General features: G+C 69.3%; 19 protein-coding genes. 5 read left to right on the forward strand and 14 right to left on the reverse strand.

The genetic code is table 11. From position 1 onward, the window contains the following. Positions 1-70 precede the first annotated feature (70 nt). From rpoZ to pyrR, 11 genes are all read right to left on the reverse strand, one after another. Positions 71-337, reverse strand: a complete 267-nt coding sequence (gene rpoZ, locus NLI01S_RS18695) for a DNA-directed RNA polymerase subunit omega (protein WP_067606384.1) — start codon at positions 335-337, stop codon at positions 71-73. Between the two features lie 133 nt (positions 338-470). Beyond that, entirely contained in the window at positions 471-1,061 is a 591-nt protein-coding gene (gene gmk, locus NLI01S_RS18700; RefSeq protein WP_067606424.1) for a guanylate kinase, read from the reverse strand. A 321-nt stretch (positions 1,062-1,382) separates the two neighbouring features. Beyond that, positions 1,383-1,706, reverse strand: coding sequence for an integration host factor, actinobacterial type (mihF, locus tag NLI01S_RS18705; RefSeq protein ID WP_017546565.1), 324 nt, complete (start codon positions 1,704-1,706; stop codon positions 1,383-1,385). Positions 1,707-2,097: 391 nt separating this feature from the next. After that, the gene (gene pyrF / locus NLI01S_RS18710; RefSeq protein WP_067606386.1) at positions 2,098-2,805 is read right to left on the reverse strand and encodes an orotidine-5'-phosphate decarboxylase; all 708 of its coding nucleotides are present in this window, start codon (positions 2,803-2,805) and stop codon (positions 2,098-2,100) included. Between the two features lie 304 nt (positions 2,806-3,109). Further along, entirely contained in the window at positions 3,110-4,045 is a 936-nt protein-coding gene (locus NLI01S_RS18715) for a dihydroorotate dehydrogenase (RefSeq protein ID WP_067606388.1), read from the reverse strand. A gap of 69 nt (positions 4,046-4,114) precedes the next feature. Next, positions 4,115-5,014 (reverse strand): dihydroorotate dehydrogenase electron transfer subunit, encoded by a 900-nt coding sequence (locus NLI01S_RS18720; protein ID WP_067606390.1) that lies wholly within the window; start codon positions 5,012-5,014, stop codon positions 4,115-4,117. 218 nt (positions 5,015-5,232) lie between these two features. Then, the gene (gene carB, locus NLI01S_RS18725) at positions 5,233-8,541 is read right to left on the reverse strand and encodes a carbamoyl-phosphate synthase large subunit (protein ID WP_067606392.1); all 3,309 of its coding nucleotides are present in this window, start codon (positions 8,539-8,541) and stop codon (positions 5,233-5,235) included. 15 nt (positions 8,542-8,556) lie between these two features. After that, entirely contained in the window at positions 8,557-9,699 is a 1,143-nt protein-coding gene (gene carA / locus NLI01S_RS18730) for a glutamine-hydrolyzing carbamoyl-phosphate synthase small subunit (protein WP_067606394.1), read from the reverse strand. A gap of 44 nt (positions 9,700-9,743) precedes the next feature. After that, complete coding sequence (locus NLI01S_RS18735; RefSeq protein ID WP_067606396.1) at positions 9,744-11,045, reverse strand: dihydroorotase; 1,302 nt, start codon at positions 11,043-11,045, stop codon at positions 9,744-9,746. A 91-nt stretch (positions 11,046-11,136) separates the two neighbouring features. Continuing rightward, positions 11,137-12,045, reverse strand: coding sequence for an aspartate carbamoyltransferase catalytic subunit (locus NLI01S_RS18740; RefSeq protein ID WP_067606398.1), 909 nt, complete (start codon positions 12,043-12,045; stop codon positions 11,137-11,139). Then, the gene (gene pyrR, locus NLI01S_RS18745) at positions 12,045-12,719 is read right to left on the reverse strand and encodes a bifunctional pyr operon transcriptional regulator/uracil phosphoribosyltransferase PyrR (protein WP_067606400.1); all 675 of its coding nucleotides are present in this window, start codon (positions 12,717-12,719) and stop codon (positions 12,045-12,047) included. The genes NLI01S_RS18740 and pyrR overlap by 1 nt, the downstream gene beginning before the upstream one ends. A gap of 502 nt (positions 12,720-13,221) precedes the next feature. Here pyrR and bldD point away from each other — a divergent pair. Beyond that, positions 13,222-13,716, forward strand: a complete 495-nt coding sequence (bldD, locus tag NLI01S_RS18750; protein ID WP_067606402.1) for a transcriptional regulator BldD — start codon at positions 13,222-13,224, stop codon at positions 13,714-13,716. A gap of 312 nt (positions 13,717-14,028) precedes the next feature. Next, positions 14,029-14,640: a GNAT family N-acetyltransferase gene (locus tag NLI01S_RS25385; protein ID WP_190318519.1), complete on the forward strand. Its 612-nt coding sequence runs from the start codon at positions 14,029-14,031 to the stop codon at positions 14,638-14,640. Here NLI01S_RS25385 and metF read toward each other — a convergent pair. Then, the gene (gene metF / locus NLI01S_RS18760; RefSeq protein WP_067606405.1) at positions 14,555-15,487 is read right to left on the reverse strand and encodes a methylenetetrahydrofolate reductase [NAD(P)H]; all 933 of its coding nucleotides are present in this window, start codon (positions 15,485-15,487) and stop codon (positions 14,555-14,557) included. The two genes, NLI01S_RS25385 and metF, sit on opposite strands and share 86 nt — an antisense overlap. Positions 15,488-15,840: 353 nt before the next feature. On the opposite strand from metF, the gene NLI01S_RS18765 reads away from it, so the two are divergent. From NLI01S_RS18765 to NLI01S_RS18775, 3 genes are all read left to right on the forward strand, one after another. Next, complete coding sequence (locus tag NLI01S_RS18765) at positions 15,841-16,917, forward strand: polyprenyl synthetase family protein (protein WP_067606406.1); 1,077 nt, start codon at positions 15,841-15,843, stop codon at positions 16,915-16,917. Positions 16,918-17,071: 154 nt separating this feature from the next. Next, complete coding sequence (locus NLI01S_RS18770; protein ID WP_067606408.1) at positions 17,072-18,346, forward strand: DUF418 domain-containing protein; 1,275 nt, start codon at positions 17,072-17,074, stop codon at positions 18,344-18,346. A gap of 67 nt (positions 18,347-18,413) precedes the next feature. Next, complete coding sequence (locus NLI01S_RS18775; protein ID WP_067606410.1) at positions 18,414-19,307, forward strand: SDR family oxidoreductase; 894 nt, start codon at positions 18,414-18,416, stop codon at positions 19,305-19,307. Between the two features lie 205 nt (positions 19,308-19,512). Here NLI01S_RS18775 and thiE read toward each other — a convergent pair whose 3' ends face one another. Both thiE and NLI01S_RS18785 read right to left on the reverse strand, forming a co-directional pair. Then, complete coding sequence (gene thiE, locus NLI01S_RS18780; protein WP_067606426.1) at positions 19,513-20,175, reverse strand: thiamine phosphate synthase; 663 nt, start codon at positions 20,173-20,175, stop codon at positions 19,513-19,515. An 88-nt stretch (positions 20,176-20,263) separates the two neighbouring features. Beyond that, positions 20,264-20,641, reverse strand: coding sequence for an Rv2175c family DNA-binding protein (locus NLI01S_RS18785; RefSeq protein ID WP_371850621.1), 378 nt, complete (start codon positions 20,639-20,641; stop codon positions 20,264-20,266). Positions 20,642-20,698: the final 57 nt, after the last annotated feature.

A 20,698-nucleotide genomic window follows, 5' to 3' on the forward strand; every position in this document is an offset into this window, starting at 1 on the left:
ACGCCGCAGGCGTCCGTCGAGGACGGTGGTCGGCGACGGGCGGGCGAGGCCCTCGGCAACGGAACCGGGCTCAGAGGCCCTCGTAGGGCTCCGCGGTGAGCAGACCGGACTTGACCTCGCGCAGGGCGATGGACAGGGACTTCTCCTGGACCTGGGTCTCCACCAGCGGGCCGACGTACTCCAGCAGGCCCTCGCCCAGCTGAGCGTAGTAGGCGTTGATCTGGCGGGCCCGCTTCGAGGCCATGGTGACCAGGCTGTACTTGCTGTCCACCAGTTCCAGCAGGTCGTCGATCGGCGGGTTGGTGATGCCTTCGGCGACGGGCTCGGTACCAGCCACTTTGTTACCCCCAGGGACGGTCTCCGGCTCGTCGATAAGCCGTGACGTTGATTGGATGGAATGGTTCTCGGGCCCCGGTGAGGCGGGTGTGCGCCACCACCGATGTCCGGCGCGGCCGCTGTCACCCCGATTATCACACCTTGGGCGCGGTCATCAACGCTAGCAGCTCGTCGCACACGTCCTGTACGGAGGTGTTGACCAGGGTCGTGTCGAATTCCTTCTCCGCGGCGAGCTCGACCTTGGCCACCTCCAGCCTGCGCTGGATGACCTCCTCGCTCTCGGTGCCGCGACCGGAGAGCCTGCGCACCAGCTCCTCCCAGGAGGGAGGGGCGAGGAAGACGTGCAGGGCGTCGGACATGGACTCGCGGACCTGTCGGGCGCCTTGGAGTTCGATCTCGAGCAGGACGGGGGTGCCCGAGTCCAGGCGTTCCTGGACCGGACCACGCGGGGTGCCGTAGCGGTTGCCGGCGAACTCCGCCCATTCGAGCAGTTGGTTCTCGACGACGAGGCGATCGAATTCCTCGTCGGAGACGAAGTGGTACTGGACACCGTCCCGTTCACCGGGGCGGGGGGCACGGGTGGTCACCGAGACCGACAGCCACACGTCGGGATCGACCTCTCGCAGGTGCGCGACGACGGTGCTCTTGCCAACGCCCGAGGGTCCGGACAGCACGGTCAGCCGTTTCGCGGTGGGGCGGGCGGGGTCCGCGTTCTGCGCAGGCATGTAGATCAGGATTCCATTCGGCGTGTTCGCCGCGCGGTGGGCCATCGGTCCGCCGGGACCGGCCAGGTCCGGCACGGTACCGCGCGGGCGGCTCACGCGGCCACCGGTGGGCGGGCCGCGTACGGTCGCGGGAGATCCCTTTATACCACCGAGGCCGCGGCGCGATGGACGGAGTGTGACCCAGGGCCCACTCCTTGTCCGTCGGCCGCGGCCTCGGATCCCGCTTCTCACCGATGAGACCCCACCGGATGCGGGGGCTCGTCGCGCGTCTGTGGGGGGACGCGACGTCCGGTGTTCGGCTATCTGCTCCGTACTTCCGAGCTACTTGGTGAGGTCACCGAACTCGCTCTCCAGGGCGGCACGCTGGTTGGTGCCCAGACCCCGGACACGGCGCGACTCAGCAATGTTGAGCCGCTCCATGATCTGCTTCGCGCGGACCTTGCCGACACCGGGGAGGGATTCCAGCAGAGCCGAAACCTTCATCTTGCCGATGACGTCGTCCTTGAGGCCGTTGGAAAGCACCTCGGACAGCGAGATGCCGCCGTTCTTCAGCTTGTTCTTGACCTCAGCGCGCTCTTTTCTGGCCTTGGCGGCTTTCTCGAGAGCCGCGCTGCGCTGCTCGGGTGTGAGGGGAGGAAGGGCCACGCCGGGTCACCTCGGATTTCTACTCGTTTGTAGAGGGCGGACGCCTGCGAAAGTTAGTAGGTCCGACCCCTGTTAGGCAACGTAAAGTGCCCTTTCAGAGGCTATTTCATTGAAGGAACTACCCAGGGTAGTCACTCAATTGCGTGCGGGCACGAAAACCAGGACTTTCGTCCCGATTGCCGAGCAGGCGAAGCGTACGACCAGCGCAGGTCACGCAGGGGTGACCCGGGTCACTCTTCGCCACGATGTCGGGGTTTCGGACACGCCTATTTGATCACCGTCCGTGACCCACAACTGTGCGTGATGGGGCGAATGCGAAGACCCGGGATCGATCCGTGCGGTCGGTCCCGGATCCGCGCAGCGCAGCGGCTCCGGGACCGACCACCGGATTTCAGACACGGACCCCGGCGCGCCGTACGGCCGCCGCGATGGAGGCCGCCGCCGCACCGGGGTCCGTGGCACGGGTGATCGGGCGACCGATGACGAGAAGGTCCGCCCCTGCCTCGATCGCCTCCTCCGGGGTCGCGACCCGAGACTGGTCACCCTTGTCCGCATCGGCCGGGCGCACGCCCGGGGTGATGAGGGTGACGTCCGGGCCCACCTCTGCGCGGACCATCGCCACTTCCTGTGGCGAACACACCAGTGCGCGCGCTCCCGCGCCCACCGAGAGCGCCGCCAGGCGACGGACCGCGTCCCGTGCCGGACCGAGCAGCCCCACCTGCTCCAGATCCGTCTCGTTCATGGAGGTGAGCACGGTCACCGCCGCGATCTTGATGTCCGGGGCGGCATCGACCGCCGCTCGGACCATGTCCGCTCCCCCGCTCGCGTGCACGGTCAGGATCGAGGGACGCAGCCCCGCCACGCTGCGCGCCGCGCCGGCGACGGTGGCGGGGATGTCGTGCAGCTTCAGGTCGAGGAAGACACCGACGCGGTTGGCCCCGCGTACGGCGCTGATCACCTGGGGCCCGTAGCGCAGGTACAGCTCCAGGCCCACCTTCACCGTGCTGACATGCGGTGCGACGGCGGACGCCCAAGTGGCCGCGGTCTCGATGTCACCGGCATCGATCGCGACGGCGATGGGCGCGGAAGGAGCGGTCATGTCGGTCTCTCCAATCGTGTGACCCGGCCGGAGCCCGGGGTCGGGCACTCGTCCGCCGTTCTCACGAACGTGCTTACGAATGCACATCCACTGTCATGTGCACACCGCATGGTGTGCGGTTCCCTGGATCGGGCGCTTCATGCACCCGACCCGCGTCACTTCCCCGTAACGGCCTTTCAGCCGGCCGTAGGCGGTCGCTCTCCTTGATCCCTACTCTGGATGCCGGGCGCGCCCGTTCGGCCACACAGAGCCATCTCAACGCTGTTCAGGCCGGTCAGAGCCTTTCCGCCCGGTGGCCGGCGGATCACGACCCCGAACGGTGCGCGGCGCCCACCAGGTCCGAGGCCTTGGACACCCCCAGGGTCTCCAGCGTCTCGGTGAACTCGCGCAGGACCCGGGTGCACGCGGAGGGGTCCGAGAAGTTCACCGTCCCCACGGCCACGGCGCTCGCGCCCGCCGCCATGAACTCCAACACGTCGGATCCGGTGCGCACACCTCCCACCCCGACGATGGGCACGTCGGGAAAGGCCTCGTGGACCCGATAGACACACCCCACGGCCAGCGGACGGATCGCCGGTCCGGAGAGCCCGCCCATCCCACCGGTCACCGCGGGGCGCAACGTGCGGGTGTCCACGCTCATGCCCCGCAGGGTGTTGATCATGGTCAGTCCGTCGGCCCTCGCGCCGACGCAGGCCTCGGCCAGCTTCAGCACGTCCGGGACGTCCACCGCGATCTTGGCCAGCACGGGCAGGTCGGATCGGGCGTGCGAGCGTACCGTCTGTACCACCGCGGCGGCCTGGTCCGGGTCGTCGGCGAAGTGTCGTCCGGCGGGGTCGGTCGGGTCGGGGCAGGACAGGTTCACCTCGATGGCGGCCACCCCCTCGGTGTCCGAGACCCGGCGGGCCAGTTCACCGAACTCCCCCGTCCCCGAGCCCGCGATCGATACGATCGCCCGGCCGCCCCGGGACAGCAACCACGGCAGGTCGCGTTCGAGGAACACGTCCACTCCGGGCCCCTGAAGGCCGATGGTGCTCAGCATCCCGCTGGGGGTCTCCGCCATACGCGGGGCCGGACGGCCCGCCCGCGGCTCCAACATCAGGGACTTGGTGGTGATGGCGCCGATCTCCGCAACGTCGAAGAATTGCGCCAACTCCCGCCCCGAGCCCGCGCACCCGGCGGCGGTCACCACCGGGTTGGGGAGTTTCAGGGATCCGAGTCGGGTCCTGATGTCTGCGTTCACGTGTCTTCGCTCGCTCGTGCTCGCCCGGACGACCCGCGCCCGGGACCTGGGGTGACTCATCATTGCCGGTCAGGCGATGTCGCGGGTCGACTCCGCCGCGCCGGCGGCCCCCGACCCCTTCCAACCGGGTGCGCCCAAGGCGTCGAAGGGGATGGTGCCCACGTCGTCGAACCGCACCCGTTCGCCCCGGAAGACGGGACCGTCCACGCAGGACCGCACCATCCGCGTGATCCCGTCCTCCCCCACCACCGGGATCACACAGGTCATGCAGATCCCGATGCCGCAGGCCATGGTCTCCTCGACCGCGACCTGCACGGGGACGCCGTGCCTACCGGCCACCTGGGTGACGGCGCGCAGCATCGGCATGGGCCCACAGGCGTACACGGCGTCGGAGCGGGCGTCCTCGATCACCCGACCGAGGACGTCGGTGACCCGCCCGCGGGTACCGAAGGAACCGTCGTCGGTGGTGAACTCCGCGGTCTCCGCGATCCGGCGGGCGGTGATCGCGCTGAACACCCGGTCGGCGGAGGCGCCGCCCAGGACGAAGTCCACCCGGCAGCCGCGCCGACGCAGCGACTGAGCCAGTGGGAACAGCGGTGCGCTCCCCGATCCCCCGCCCACCAGCACGCAGTTGACGGGGTCCCGGGGCAGGGGGAAGGGTCGACCCAGCGGGCCCACCACGTCGAGCAGGTCGCGTGACCTTCGTTCGGCCAGCCATGCGGTCCCGGTACCGCGCACCGCGAACAGGAACTCCACGGTTCCGCCGTAGTCGGGTTTGACGTCGTGGATGGCGAAGGGGCGACGCAGCAGCGTGCTGGAATGGTCGCCGCCCACCGCCACCGAGACGAACTGCCCGGAACGGAAGCGCTCGGCTATACCCGGCGCGACGACGGTGATGGCATAGTAGGCGTCCACCCTGCGTACGTTCAGCACGGGGCACCTGACCTGCACCGGTCCGTTGTCGCTCATCTGTGGTAGCAGCCTCTCTGGACTCGCGGCGGTACGGTCCGGGTACCGCGGGGTCGTTCCCACGGCACCCGGATCGTGCACTATTCGGGCGTCCGCCCGTGTCCAGGCGGCGGATGAGCAGGGATTCTTCGTCCTCGTCCACGCCTAAGGCTCGTTCCTCGCCACCGGCTCGACTCGTCCTGCAAAACCCTGCCGCCGCCCGGACGTTCCGCTACAGCCTAGGAGTCCTCGCGACTCGCCGTGAGCGCTCGGGCGTGCTCCTGCAAGGAGCGCACCCCCACGTCCCCGCGCACGCCGGCCTCGATGGCCTGCACCGCGGCGGCCAGGCCCTGGACCGTGGTGACGCTGGGAACGTTCCGAACTATCGCGGCGGTACGGATCTCGTAGCCGTCCAGACGCGGGCCGGCCTGCCCGGCGCTGCCGAACGGGGTGTTGACGATGAGGTCGACCTCCCCGTCGTGGATGAGCTGCACGATGGTGCGCTCGCCGTCGGGGCCGGGGCCGGCGCTGTGCTTGCGCACCACGGTGGCGTGCACGCCGTTGCGGCGCAGGACGACGGCGGTGCCCTCGGTGGCCAGGATCTCCAGGCCGAGGTCGGCCAGGCGCTTGACCGGGAAGATCATCGAACGCTTGTCCCGGTTGGCCACCGACACGAACACCTTGCCCTGGGTGGGCATCGAGCTGTCGACCGCCAGCTGGGACTTGGCGAAGGCCGCCCCGAACTCCACGTCCAGGCCCATGACCTCACCGGTGGAGCGCATCTCCGGGCCGAGGATGGTGTCGACGCCTTCACCGTGCTTGTCGATGAAGCGGTTGAACGGCATCACCGCCTCCTTCACGGAGACCGGTGCGTCGGCGGGCAGGTCGCCACCATCGCCCTTGGCGGGCAACATGCCCTCGGCGCGCAGTTCGGCGATGCTGCTGCCGGCCATGACCCGGGCGGCGGCCTTGGCCAGCGGGACCGCCGTGGCCTTGGACACGAACGGCACCGTTCGAGAGGCCCGCGGGTTGGCCTCCAGGACGTTGAGGACGCCGGAGGCGAGCGCGTACTGGACGTTGAGCAGCCCCCGCACCCCGGTGCCGCGGGCGATGGCCTCGGTGGAGTAGCGGATGCGCTCGATGTCCTCGCTGCCCAGCGTGATGGAGGGCAGGGTGCACGCGGAGTCGCCGGAATGGATGCCGGCCTCCTCGATGTGCTCCATGACGCCGCCCAGGTAGAGGTCCTTGCCGTCGTAGAGGGCGTCGACGTCGATCTCGATGGCGTCGTCGAGGAAGCGGTCGATCAGCACCGGGTGTTCGGGGCTGACCTCGGCGTTGCGCTCGATGTAGTCGGCGAGCATCGCCTCGCTGTAGACGATCTCCATGCCGCGGCCGCCCAGTACGTAGGAGGGTCGGACCATGACCGGGTAGCCGATCTCGTCGGCCGCGGCCTTGGCCTGCTCGAAGGAGTAGGCGGTGCCGTACTTGGGCGCGGGGAGTCCGGCGGCGTCCAGGACCTTGCCGAACTCGCCGCGGTCCTCGGCCAGGTCGATGGCCTCCGGGCTGGTGCCGATGATGGGCACTCCGGCGTCCTTGAGGCGCCGGGCCAGGCCCAGCGGGGTCTGACCGCCGAGCTGGACGATGACCCCGACGACCGGTCCGGCGGCCTGCTCGGCGCGCACGACCTCCAGGACGTCCTCCAGGGTGAGCGGCTCGAAGTAGAGCCGGTCGCTGGTGTCGTAGTCGGTGGAGACGGTCTCGGGGTTGCAGTTGACCATGACGGTCTCGAACCCGGCGTCGGAGAGCGCGAAGGAGGCGTGGACGCAGGAGTAGTCGAACTCCACGCCCTGACCGATGCGGTTGGGTCCCGAGCCCAGGATGATGATCTTGGGCTGGTCCCCGGTGGGGACCTCGGTCTCCTCGTCGTAGCTGGAGTACAGGTACGGCGTCTCGGCCTCGAACTCGGCGGCGCAGGTGTCCACGGTCAGGTAGACGGGGTGGATGCCCAGGGCGTGCCGGAGTTCGCGGACGACGTCCTCGGACTTGCCGGTGATCTCACCGATCTGGACGTCGGAGAAACCGAGTCCCTTCACCTCGCGCAGCAGCGCGGCGTCGAGCTTGGGCGCGACGGCCAGGGCGCGCGCGGCCTCCTCCAGCCGCAGCATCTGGTCCAGGAACCACGGGTCGATCCTGGTGGATTCGTGCAGTTCCTCGACCGTGGCTCCGGCGCGCAGGGCCTGCTGGACCTGACGCAGGCGGTGCTCGGTGGGTCGGGCGGCCTCGCGCACGAGCTCGTCCTTGTCGCCGGGCTCACCCGCCCAGGTCAGGCCCACCCCGGACTTCTCCAGGGAACGCATGGCCTTCTGGAGCGCCTCGGGGAAGGATCGGCCCATCGCCATGGCCTCGCCCACCGACTTCATGGTGGTGGTCAGGCCGGCGTCGGCGCCGGGGAACTTCTCGAAGGCGAAGCGGGGCACCTTGACCACGACGTAGTCGAGCGTGGGCTCGAAGCTGGCCGGGGTCTCCTTGGTGATGTCGTTGGGGATCTCGTCCAACGTGTAGCCGATGGCGAGCTTGGCGGCGATCTTGGCGATCGGGAAGCCGGTGGCCTTGGAGGCCAGCGCCGAGGAACGGGACACACGCGGGTTCATCTCGATGACGATGATCCGGCCGGTCTCGGGGTGGACGGCGAACTGGATGTTGCAGCCGCCGGTTTCCACACCGACCTCGCGGATGACCGCGATGCCGATGTCGCGGAGTTCCTGGTACTCGCGGTCGGTCAGGGTCATGGCGGGGGCCACCGTGATGGAGTCACCGGTGTGCACGCCCATGGGGTCGAGGTTCTCGATGGAGCAGACGACGACCACGTTGTCGTTGGCGTCGCGCATCAGCTCCAGCTCGTACTCCTTCCAACCGAGGATGGACTCCTCCAGGAGCACCTCGGTGGTCGGGGAGAGCGCCAGGCCCTGGCCGGCGATGCGGCGCAGCTCGTTCTCGTCGTGGGCGAAGCCGGAGCCGGCGCCGCCCATGGTGAAGGAGGGGCGGACCACGACGGGGTAGTTCAGGTCCTCGGCGGCGTCCAGGCACTCTTGGAGGGTGTGGCAGATACGCGAACGCGCGGACTCGCCGCCGATGCGCTCCACGATGCCCTTGAAGGTCTCGCGGTCCTCACCGGACTGGATGGCCTCGATGTTGGCGCCGATGAGTTCGACGTCGTACTTGGCCAGGATCCCCGCCTCGTCCAGGGCGACGGCGGCGTTGAGCGCGGTCTGTCCGCCCAGCGTCGGCAGGAGCGCGTCGGGGCGTTCCTTGGCGATGATCTTCTCGATCATCCCGGTGGTGATCGGCTCGACGTAGGTGGCGTCGGCGATCTCGGGGTCGGTCATGATCGTGGCCGGGTTGGAGTTGACCAGGATGACCCGGAGACCCTCGGCCTTGAGGACGCGACAGGCCTGGGTTCCCGAGTAGTCGAACTCGGCCGCCTGCCCGATCACGATCGGGCCGGAGCCGATCACGAGGACGGATGAAAGGTCACTACGGCGCGGCATGCTCTGTACCTCTTACTACTTGGCAGCCGGTGCGGGCTGGGCGGACATCAGGTCGACGAACTCGTCGAAGAGATCGGCGGCGTCGTGGGGGCCCGCGGCGGCCTCCGGGTGGAACTGGACGCTGAACACGGGGCGGTCCAGCAACCGCAGGCCCTCGACGACCTGGTCGTTGAGGCCGATGTGGCTGACCTCGGCCCGGCCGTAGGGGGTGTCGAACGGGGTGTCGAGCGGTGCGTCCACGGCGAAACCGTGGTTCTGACTGGTGATCGCCACCTTCTTGGTACGGGTGTCGATGACCGGCTGGTTGGCGCCTCGGTGCCCGAAGGGCAGCTTGTAGGTGCCCAGGCCCAGGGCACGGCCCAGGATCTGGTTGCCGAAGCAGATGCCGAAGAGCGGTTTGTCGGCGTCCAGGATCCCGCGCATGGTCGCCACGGGTCCGTCGGCGGCCGCGGGGTCGCCGGGTCCGTTGCTGAAGAAGACGCCGTCCGGGTCCAGGGCGAGGATGTCCTCGGCGGTAGTGGTGGAGGGCACCACCGTGACCCGGCAGCCCCGCTCGGTCAGGCGCTGGGGCGTCATGGACTTGATGCCCAGGTCGACGGCGACGACGTGGTGTCGGGTCTCGACGCCCTCGGGCGGCAGGATCTCGTAGGCGGTGTCGGTGCTGACCTCGCCCGCCAGGTCGGCGCCGACCATGGGGGGCTGTTCGAGGACGCGCGCGAGCAACGTCTTCGGGTCGGTCTCCACGCTGCTGATCGCGGCGCGCATGGCACCCTTGTCGCGCAGGTGGCGGGTGAGGGCGCGGGTCCCGGTCAGGGCGATGCCGACCACGTCCTGGCGGTGCATCTCGTCGTCCAGGGCGCCCTTCGAGCGCCAGCTGGAGGTGATGCGGGAGGGCTCGCGCACCACGAGGCCGGCGACCCAGACGCGGGTCGACTCGGGATCGTCGTCGTTGACCCCGGTGTTGCCGATGTGCGGGGCGGTCATCACGACGATCTGGCGATGGTAGGAGGGGTCCGTGAGCGTCTCCTGATAGCCGGTCATGCCGGTGTTGAAGACGGCCTCGCCGAAGGTCTCACCGACGGCGCCGAAGGATCGGCCGTGGAACACGCGACCGTCCTCGAGCACCAGAATCGCCGGTCCACCGATCTCCTCGGACACGTTTGCCCCCTCTGTCGTGCCAGGTCCGGCCTGGGCTTGGTAACTCACTTGATCTTCCCCTCCAGGACGGTCGGGACGCCGCGCAGGAACGTGGCGATGATCCGACCGGGCAGGCTCATGCCTCGGAAGGGCGTGTTGCCGCTCTTGCCGGCCATGGCGGCCGCGTCGACCTCGACGGGCGCGGCCGGGTCGTACAGAACGATGTTGGCGGGTTCGCCCACGGCGAGCTCACGGCCGTGCCCGCCGACACGACCGATACGGGCGGGAGCGGCGGACATGCGCTCGGCGACCTGCGCCCAGGTGAGCAGACCGGTCTCGACCATGGTCCTGTGGACCACCCCGAGAGCGGTCTCCAGTCCGATCATGCCCATCGCGGCGGTGGACCATTCGGTCTCCTTGGCCTCGACCGGGTGGGGGGCGTGGTCGGTGGCCACGATGTCGATGGTGCCGTCGGCCAGTCCCTCGCGCAGCGCCTGGACGTCCTCGGCGGTGCGCAGCGGCGGGTTGACCTTGTAGACCGGGTCGTAGCTCTCGGCCAGGTCGTCGGTGAGGATCAGGTGGTGGGGGGTGACCTCCGCGGTGACGTCGCAGCCGCGTTCCTTGGCCCACCGGATGATGTCGACCGAGCCCTTGGTGGAGACGTGGCACACGTGCAGACGCGAGCCGACGTGCTGGGCGAGCAGGCAGTCGCGGGCGATGATCGCCTCCTCGGCGACCGCGGGCCAGCCGGGCAGGCCGAGTCGGTCCGAGACGCGGCCCTCGTTCATCTGGGCGCCCTCGGTCAGGCGCGGTTCCTGGGCGTGCTGGGCGATGACGCCGTCGAAGGCCTTGACGTACTCCAGCGCGCGGCGCATGAGCAGCGCGTCGGAGACACAGACTCCGTCGTCGGAGAAGACCCGGACACGGGCGGCGGAGTCGGCCATGGCGCCGATCTCGGAGAGTCGTTCACCGGCCAGACCGACGGTGACGGCGCCGACCGGGCGCACGTCGCAGTATCCGGCCTCCTGGCCCAGACGCCAGACCTGCTCGACCACGCCGGCGGTGTCGGCGACGGGGTCGGTGTTGGCCATGGCGTGCACGGCGGTGTAGCCGCCCATCGCGGCGGCACGGGAGCCGGAGGCGACGGTCTCGGCGTCCTCACGGCCGGGTTCGCGCAGGTGGGTGTGCAGGTCGACCAGGCCGGGAAGGGCGATCAGACCGGTAGCGTCCACGACCTCTGCCCCGTCGGGGGCCGGCAGGTCGGGACCGATCGCGGTGATCCGGCCGTTCTCGAACAGCAGGTCGACCGGGTCGTCACCGAGCGGGCGTGCGCCGCGGATCAGGTGGGTTCCCTGGTTTTCGGGCATGGAGATGTCGGCTTTCTCGTGTTCGTTGAAGTTCGTGGGCGGCGGGAGGGGCCTGCGAACCCGCGGTGGCGCGTTCGGGCACCCGTCTCCCCTAGGAACCGCCGAGGAGCAGGTAGAGCACGGCCATGCGCAGGCTGACACCGTTGGCGACCTGCTCGGTGACGGTGCAGCGGGGTGAGTCGGCGACCTCGGCGGAGATCTCCATGCCGCGCACCATCGGGCCCGGGTGCATGACGATGGCCTCCTCCGGCATCCGACTCAGGCGTTCTCCGTCCAGGCCGTAGTTGCGGCTGTACTCGCGCACCGAGGGGAAGAAGGAGTCGTGCATGCGCTCGGCCTGCACGCGCAGCATCATCACCACGTCGGATTCGGGCAGTACCTCGTCGAGGTCGTAGGAGACCTCGCAGGGCCAGGTGTGCACCGAGACCGGCAGCAGCGTAGGCGGGGCGACCAGGGTCACGTGCGCGCCCAGGGTGGTGAGCAGCAGGACGTTGGAGCGGGCGACCCGGCTGTGCAGGATGTCGCCGACCACGGCCACGCGCAGCCCTTCGAGCCGCCCCAGGCGCTCGCGCATGGTGAAGGCGTCCAGCAGCGCCTGGGTGGGGTGTTCGTGGGTGCCGTCGCCGGCGTTGAGCACGGAGCCGTCGACCCAGTTCGCCAGGCGGTGGGGCGCGCCGGAGGCGCCATGTCGGATGACCACGCCGTCGGCGCCCATGGCCTGGAGGGTGAGCGCGGTGTCCTTGAGGCTCTCCCCCTTGGAGACGCTGGAGCCCTTGGCCGAGAAGTTGATGACGTCGGCGGACAGGCGCTTGGCGGCCAGTTCGAAGGAGGTTCGGGTGCGGGTGGAGTCCTCGTAGAAGAGGTTGACCACGGTGCGACCGCGCAGGGTGGGGAGCTTCTTGACGGAGCGGTCCCCCACCTGGGCGAGTTCGCCGGCGGTGTCCAGGATGAGTGTGGCCTCGTCCCGGTCGAGGTCACCGGCGGAGAGCAGGTGACGCATCAAAGGTCCCCTTCCGTGTCCTTGGAGCGCTGGAGGGAACCGGGCCGCGTCCCTTCCTTGAGGGTGGCGGCGGGCGAGGGCCCGAGGAGGACGGCGTCGAGGCCGTCGCTCTCCTCCAGTTGGACGGTGACGCTCTCGCGCAGGGAGGTGGGCAGGTTCTTGCCCACGTAGTCGGCGCGGATCGGCAGTTCGCGGTGGCCGCGGTCGACGAGGACGGCGAGCTGAACGGCGCGGGGGCGACCCAGGTCGCCGAGGGCGTCCAACGCGGCGCGCACGGTGCGTCCGGAGAAGAGGACGTCGTCGACGAGGACGACGACGCGATCATCGAGGCCACCGGCGGGGATCTCGGTCCTGCCGAGGGCGCGGGCGGGAGCGAGCCGCAGGTCGTCGCGGTACATGGTGATGTCGAGGGAACCGGCGGGAACGTCGAGGTCCTCGACCCGCTCGATCCGTCGTGCCAGGCGTTCGGCGAGGGGGACGCCTCTGGAGGGGATGCCCAGGAGGGTGACGTCCTGGCCGCCCTTGGTGCGTTCGAGCACCTCGTGGGCGATCCGGGTCAGCGCCCGGTTGATCTCGTTGCCGTCGAGGACGGCTCGTGTGCCTTCGGGTACCTCGGGCACCGACGCGGGGGGTGAGATCTCGTTGTCGTCCCGCGCGGGTTTTCGCGCATGCAAAATAGTGACCCCTTCCCTGCCTCACAGAACAGGTCGTTAAAGGATGTCGATCGGGCCCACGCTACCAGCGAGGACTCCGGCACCTTTGGGCGCGCCCCCACCCCCGAAAGGGTGACTGTGATGCTCATCACATTACATGCCACGGATTGCCCAGCAAAGAGTATCCATTTCATGACACTTCGGAATCGCACCCAATCCGCGGGAGACACGAAATTCCCTGTAGGAGTGGGCTTTCCGACCCCATGGAGCGCCCCGCTCGCCCCGACTCCTCCACAAATGAGAGGCGTCTCACCTACGCACGGTTTGGCCACTGATTAGTCGCGTTTCACACCAACGGCTTGACCTGGACACCGACACCCCTCTACCGTCACTGTCTGTAACCACTACCGGGTGGGGTTGCACCCCGTGACCATCCGCTGGACCGCCCAGGCGGCCCGCCGAGTACGAGCGGACGTCTCCCCCACTCACGCCAGCCACCGTCACGGCCGGGAGCGACAAAAAGATGCCATCCGAATACGCCAAGTCCCTCGGTGCGCGACTGCGTGCCATCCGCACCCAACAGGGCCTTTCCCTGCACGGAGTGGAGGAGAAGTCCCACGGACGCTGGAAGGCCGTCGTGGTGGGCTCCTACGAGCGCGGCGACCGCGCCGTCACCGTCCAGAAGCTGGCCGAGCTCGCCGACTTCTACGGCGTGCCGATGTCGGAGCTGCTGCCCGGCGGCGCCGCGCCCACTCCGCTCGGCCCGACACCCAAGCTGGTGATCGACCTGGAGCGCATGCAGCAACTCCCGCAGGAGAAGGCCGGTCCGCTCTCCCGCTACGTCGCCACCATCCAGAGCCAGCGGGGCGACTACAACGGGCGCGTGCTGTCCATCCGTCACGAGGACCTGCGCTCACTCGCGGTCATCTACGACAAGTCCCCGGGCGACCTCACCGAGGAGCTCATCAACTGGGGCGTCCTCGACCCCGAGGCCCGTCGCGCCGTCGACGCCTTCTGACCCCGGGCACGAAGAACAAGCACGATCGTTTACGAAGAGCCGGGCGCCGCCTGTAAGGGCGACACCCGGCTCTTCGCGTGTCCGGCCCCCTCGGGCGGCGTCCGGGAAGTACGACGAGGCCGGGTAAGGGCTTCCCCTCCCCGACCCGGCCTCGCACCACCCGCACATCGGCGGGCGCATCGAACTCCTGTTCGATAGGCACCAGTTAACACCCCCACGAGCGGAGCGTCAAGGAGGATCAGGGGGGACAACGGGCGCACCGGCCCCGGGAAAACCAGGTCGAACGGCGGCGCCACCGCCTACCCTGGACCCGTGGCAGTCGACACCGAGTTACGTGAACTCGACCCCGGCGCTTTCGCGCACGTCGTTCCGGCGCTTTTGGAGGTCTACGAGGCCGCCATGCGACCGCCCCCGGAACAGTTGCCGGGCCGGGCCTCCGTCATGCACGGCCACACCCGCTACCCGGGGTTCCGCGCCATCCTGGCCGTCCAGGACGAGCGCGCGGTGGGGTTCGCCTACGCCTTCCACGGCACGAATGGCCAGTGGTGGCACGACGTCGTCACCACGGGTATGCGCGTCCGGGGGCAGCGGGGTCACCTCAAGCGCTATCTGAGCGACCCCCTGGAGATCGCCGAGGTGCACGTCCACCCCGACGCCCAGAACCAGGGCATCGGCCGACGCATGCTGCACCGACTGTGCGAGGGAAGACCCGAACGCACGGCCGTGTTGTCCACGCGTTCGGGCCCTTCGGCGGCACGCCACCTCTACCGCTCGTGCGGGTTCGTCGAGGTGCTGGACCGGTTCTCCTTCCCGGGGAGCCCGGACCAGCCCTTCTCGATCATGGCCGCGCGTCTGCCGCTGACGAGCTCTGCCGCTCCGGAGCGATCTCCCGGTAGATCTCCCTGGTGGCCGTGGACTGGTTGAAGGTGATGAAGTGGATGCCCGGCGCGCCCTCCGCGAGCAGCCGCTCGCACATCTTCTGGGCGTGCTCGATCCCGAACGCCCGCACCGCCTCGGCGTCGTCGCCGAAGCTCTCGAAACGCTCGGCCAGCGCGGGCGGGAACGGGGCGCCCGACAGCATCTCCGAGCGCCGGATCGAGGCGGTCTTCACCACCGGGAACACCTCGGGGATGATCGGGACGTCACAGCCCCGAGCGGCCACCCGGTCGCGCAGCCTCAGGTAGTCCTCGGCGTCGAAGAACATCTGGGTGATGGCGTAGTCGGCGCCCGCCCGGCACTTGCGCACGAAGTGGTCGGTGTCGATCTCGACGTCGGCCGATCTCGGGTGCTTGTAGGGGAAGGCGGCCACGCCCACGGAGAAGTCGCCGCTCTCCTTGAGCAGGCGGACCAGTTCCTCGGCGTAGGTGAGGCCCTCCGGGTGCTGGACCCATGCGCCGTCGGGGTCGCCGGGCGGGTCACCGCGCACGGCCAGCATGTTGGACACGCCCGCGTCGCACAGGCGACCGATGAGGTGGCGCAGTTCGGCGACGGAGTGGTCGACCAGTGTCATGTGCGCGACCGGCATCAGCGTGGTGTCGGTGGCGATGCGCTCGGTGGTCTCCACCGTGAGGTCGCGGGTACCGCCGCCGGCTCCGTAGGTGACGGAGACGAACGAGGGCCCCAACGCCTCGATCTCCCGGATGGCCCGCCACAGCCGCTCTTGCGAACGTGCGTTGCGAGGCGGGAAGAACTCGAAGGAGAACAGCGGCTCGCCCGAGTCGAGCAGGTCTCGGATATGGCGCGGCCTGGGGGCCGGGCCTCGGGGCGCCACGGGGCGCGTGGGTGCAGCGAGCATGCTTCACACCCTAGGCCAGGACCTCCGATTCGCGGACACCTCATCTCATGCTCCAAGATCACTATCGGCGATACCGTCTCACGTACCACCATGCGAGACAGAAGGATTTTTACCAGGAACCTCCGGTTAGACCCGATATGGACCCAAGAACCCCTATTCATCAGGGTTCTCAATGACGCCGACCCACGCTCCGAGCGGCGCGCTCGTGTCCTGTCTTGTCCATATTTCGGACACCGAGAATTCCATCACCGGGAACCGCCCCGCAGGCCCGGCCCGGCCGCCGAACACCCGGGCCTCTCCCCTCTTCGCCAGGGACTAACCTGCTGGGCATGGCCCCTTCTACTGCCTTTTCAGCCGTGTCCGTCATCCGTTCCGACGTGGACCGCGAACTGTCCGACTTCTGCGCCGAACACCGTGTCCGGCTGCTGGAGATCGGCCCCGAGCTGGCCCCCGCCATGGACTCCTTGGAGACGATCGTCTCCGGCGGCAAGCGGCTGCGCCCCACCTTCGCCTACTGGGGCTGGCGCGGCGCGGGCGGGGCCGAGGGCGACGCCAGGATGATCCGTGCGGCCGCGTCCCTGGAGTTCCTCCAGGCCTGCGCGCTCGTACACGACGACGTGATCGACAACAGCGACACCCGGCGCGGTGCCCCCGCCACCCACAAGCGCATGGCCCGGCTGCACGCCGACGAGGGCTGGAGCGGCGACAGCGACGGATTCGGTCGTGGCGCCGCGATCCTCATCGGTGACCTGTGCCTGACCTGGTCCGACGAGATGTACCAGGCCTGTGGGTTCGTGCCGCGGACGCTACAGGACGGGCGCGGCCCCTTCGACGCGATGCGCACCGAGGTCATGGCCGGACAGTACCTGGACACCTTGGAGCAGGTCCGCGGCGTCGATACCCGTGAGGCCGCCCTTCGGGTGATGCGGTACAAGACCGCCGCGTACACGGTGGAGCGTCCGCTGCACCTGGGGGCCGCGTTGGCCGGACGGGGCGACGAACTCGCCCGGGTCTACACCGACTACGGCGTCCCGCTGGGGCTCGCCTTCCAGCTGCGCGACGACCTGCTGGGCGTGTTCGGCGACCCGACCACCATGGGCAAGCCGGCCGGTGACGACCTGCGCGAGGGCAAGCGGACCCTGGTGGTGGCCGAGACCCTGGCGCGGTCCGGTGAGACCGACGCCGAGCGCTTCCGCTCACTGCTGGGCGCCCCCGACCTGTCGACGGACTCGGTGGAGTGGATGTGTTCCCTGGTGGAGTCCAGCGGCGCCCTGACCGCCTGTGAGTCGCTGGTCGAGGAGTACTCCGAACAGGCGCTCGCCGCGCTGGAGGACCCGGAACTGGACGAGAGCGCGCGTGGCCCGCTGCGCGAGTTGGTCGTTGCGGCCACCCGCCGCTCCCACTGATCGGCGGTCCACCCGAGCACCGACCCCGAAGCCCCGAAGGATTGATTCCGGGGACTTCGGGGTTTTTTATACCCTTTTCCCGTTTACGACCACAGCCCGATTCCGACATGAATCGGAATCCACGATAGATCTTGAACCCGGAGTCTTCCCTCCCATGGCCAGAAACACCGCCCCGCTCGGGCCGACCACCACGGTCGAACGGGCACTCGCCCCGGACCTCGCCCGCGGCTTCATGCTGCTCTTCATCGCCCTGGCCAACACGGTCTGGTACCTGGAGGCCGCGCCGAACACCGGCATCACCGAGCATCCCACCCCCCAAGGCGCACTGGACCACGTCGTGCAGTTCTTCACGGTCATGGCCGTGGACATGCGCAGCTATCCGATGTTCGCCTTCCTGTTCGGGTACGGCATGGTGCAGCTGGCCGGGCGCCAGGAGGCGGCGGGTGCCGACGCCAAGAGCGCCGACGCCCTGCTGCGCCGCCGCAACCTGTGGCTCCTCGTCTTCGGTTTCCTCCACGCACTGCTGCTGTGGATGGGCGACGTCCTCGGCGCCTATGGCATGGTCGGGCTGATCCTGGGATGGCTGTTCTTCCGGCGCAGGAGCGGGACACTGCTCGTGTGGGGCGCCGTGCTGACCGGCCTGCTGGCGCTCCTGTCCGTGATCACCCTCCTCCTCCTGCCCATCCTCGGCGAGGTCGGTATGGACGATCAGGACGTTCTGATCACGACCACCGACGTCGTCGAGACGTCCATCCTGTCCGCCGCGGTCATGCGCATGCTGGCCTGGCCCCTCAGCGTCGGGCAGGGGCTGCTGATCCCGGCCTTGCCCGCCGCGGTCCTGCTCGGGTTCTGGGCCGCGCGCCGCCGAATCCTGGAGGAGCCGGAGCGGAACCTGCCCCTGCTGCGCGGGGTCGCGATCGTGGGCGTCACCGTCGGCTGGCTCGGCGGTCTCCCCCTGGTGTCGGCCCAGACCGGTGTGTGGGGCCTGTCCCCGGTCCAGGGGCAGGCGCTGGTCATTCCGCACATGTTGACCGGCTTGTTCTGCGGGCTCGGGTACGTCGCGCTGATCGCCCTGGTGGCGTACCGGATCCAGGGGCGGGGACGGACCCGGGGCGTCCTGGTGACCGCGCTGAGCGCCACGGGGAAGCGTTCCCTCAGCGCCTACCTGGCCCAGTCCGTGCTGTGTGCGCCGCTGCTGACCGCCTGGGGTCTGGGGCTGGCCGCGCACATGTCCTCGTGGACGATGTTCCTGTACGCGGTCGGGGTGTGGCTGCTCACCGTGGTGGGCGCCTACACCCTGGAGCGCGCGGGGCGTCGTGGCCCGGCCGAGGTACTGTTGCGCCGCCTGGCCTACCGGCGCACCACCCGTACGGTCGCCCCTGTCACGGATGGGAACGAGGAAGCTCCCCAAGAGCACACCACCCGCTGACCGATGAGCTCAAAAAGGGGCGTGCCGATGAGCTGCCGGCACGCCCCCATACTCCAGGATGGCTGTCATGGGTGACGATCACATGACAAACCACACCATAGGGGTGACCGGAGCCACGGGAGCGGTGGGCGGGCGCGTGGCCGCCCGGATCGCCCGCCTCGGGTCGACACAGCGATTCATCGTGCGCGACATCAACCGCGCCCCGGAGTACCCGGGCAGCAGCGCGTCGATGGCCGACTACGAGGACGGCGTCGGGTTCGCGCGGGCCTGCCGGGGTGTGGACACCCTGTTCCTGGTCTCGGCCACCGAGTCCGAGGAACGGATGGAGAACCACGTCAGCGCGGTGGATGCGGCGGTCGAGGCGGGGGTCTCCCGGATCGTGTACCTGTCGTTCCTCGGGGCGGGCCCCGCCTCGACCTTCACCTTCGCCCGGACGCACTTCTTCACCGAGGCGCACATCAGATCCACCGGCGTGTCCCACACGTTCCTGAGACCGAGCCTGTACCTGGACCTGCTGCCCCATTGGGTGGATGACGAGGGGGTGGTGCGCGGCCCGGCCGGTGACGGTCGGGTCGCGTGGGTGTCCCGGGACGACGTGGCGGACGTGGCCACCGCCGTCCTTACCGACCCGGTGGTGATCGCCGCGTCCGAGGGGGCCACCCACGACGTGACCGGCCCGGAGGCGTTGTCGGTGGGCGCCACGGTGGAGAAGCTGGGCAGGCTCACCGGCCGCACCATCCACTACGTGCCCCAGACGTGGGAGGAAGCACTGGAGTCACGCCGTCCCACCGGAGCCGCGGAGTGGGAGATCGAGGGGTGGGCGTCGTCGTACGCGGCGATCGCGAACGGGGAGATGGACGTGGTGGCCGATACCGTGCCGAGTCTGACCGGGCACCCGGCGCAATCCATCGAGGGTTTCCTGCGCCGTCATCCGAGCGCGTTGGCGCACGTCGCGGTCTGACCTCGACGGCCTCTTCCCGAGCACCGCCGTGCGGCGTGCGCGGCGGTCTCGTCCTCCCCGCCCCGAACACCTGACCTCGACCTTGATCGAGGTAGGAGGCTCGTCGACACAGGCGATGGAGTGGAGGCCCACCTGGCGCTCTCCGAGCGGCCTGTGGTCGGCAAGGTGTTCCTGGCGTCCTGAACCGGCGGGTCGGTTCAGGTCCTTAGAGCCGCGCGGTGAGCCGTTCCTTGAGGGCGACCGCCGCGGCGCGGGGGTCCTCCGCCTCGGTGATGGCGCGCACCACGACGACACGCGAGGCGCCGGCGTCGAGCACCTCGTCGATGGTGGTCAGGTCGATGCCGCCGATGGCGAACCAGGGTCGTTCGGTTCCCAGAGCGGCGGCCCTCTCCACCAAGGCCGGGCCGGCGGCCGGGCGTCCCGGCTTGGTGGGGGTGGCCCAGGTCGGTCCGACGCAGAAGTAGTCGCTTCCGGTTTCCTCGGCGGAGGCCATGGCGGCTTCGATGTCGTTGTTGGATCGCCCGATGACGGGGTCCGCGCCGATGATGTCCCTGGCCATGGACACGGGCAGATCGCGCTGACCCAGATGCAGGACGTCGGCGCGCACAGCGCGAGCGATGTCGGCGCGATCGTTGACGGCGAGCAGCGCGCCGTGGCGTTCGCACGCCTCACGCATGACCTCCAGCGCGGCGAGCTCCTCTCGGGCCTCCAGCCCCTTGTCCCGGAGCTGGACGATGTCCACACCTCCGGCAAGGGCCGCGTCCGTGAACTCGGCGAGGTCACCGCGCTCGGTACGGGCGTCGGTGCACAGGTACAGAAGGGATGCGTCCAGGCGCTCGCGCAGGCTGGTTCCGTGGTTGGTCCTCACACCCGACACACTAGGCCCTGGACGATGAGAGGCCCAAGGACCCACCCCCGCTTCGCCCCGCCGAGCGAGCACCGACCGCTCAGACCGCTCAGAAGGCCATGGCCTGGGCGCGGCGGCGCACCTCAGTACCCCGGTTCTCGTGCATGGCCTGGATCGGGGTTCCCGGAAGGGTGTCGTCCGGGGTGAAGAGCCAGCGCAGGGCCTCCTCGGTGGAGAAACCCGCGTCGGAGAGCAACACGATGGTGCCGGGCAGCCCCTTGAGGAGGTCGTCACCGTCCAGGAAGGCGGCGGGGATGGAGAGTTCTCCACCGCGGACCACGCCCATGAGGCGGTTCTCGCGGATGAACGTCTTGATCCGGTTCGGGCTGACGCCCAGCGGCTCGGCCGCCTCGCGCAGGGTCAGCCAGTCGCCGACCAGTTCGTCGATGTCGAGGTCTTTGTGTGTCACCCTCCCAATCTGCCACATCCCACCGGCCACCGAGGACCGCCCGAACCCGTGAAGGGTCGTCTGGCCTAGGATGGT

The sequence above is a fragment of the Nocardiopsis listeri NBRC 13360 genome (assembly GCF_001570765.1).
GTDB classification, from domain to species: domain Bacteria; phylum Actinomycetota; class Actinomycetes; order Streptosporangiales; family Streptosporangiaceae; genus Nocardiopsis; species Nocardiopsis listeri.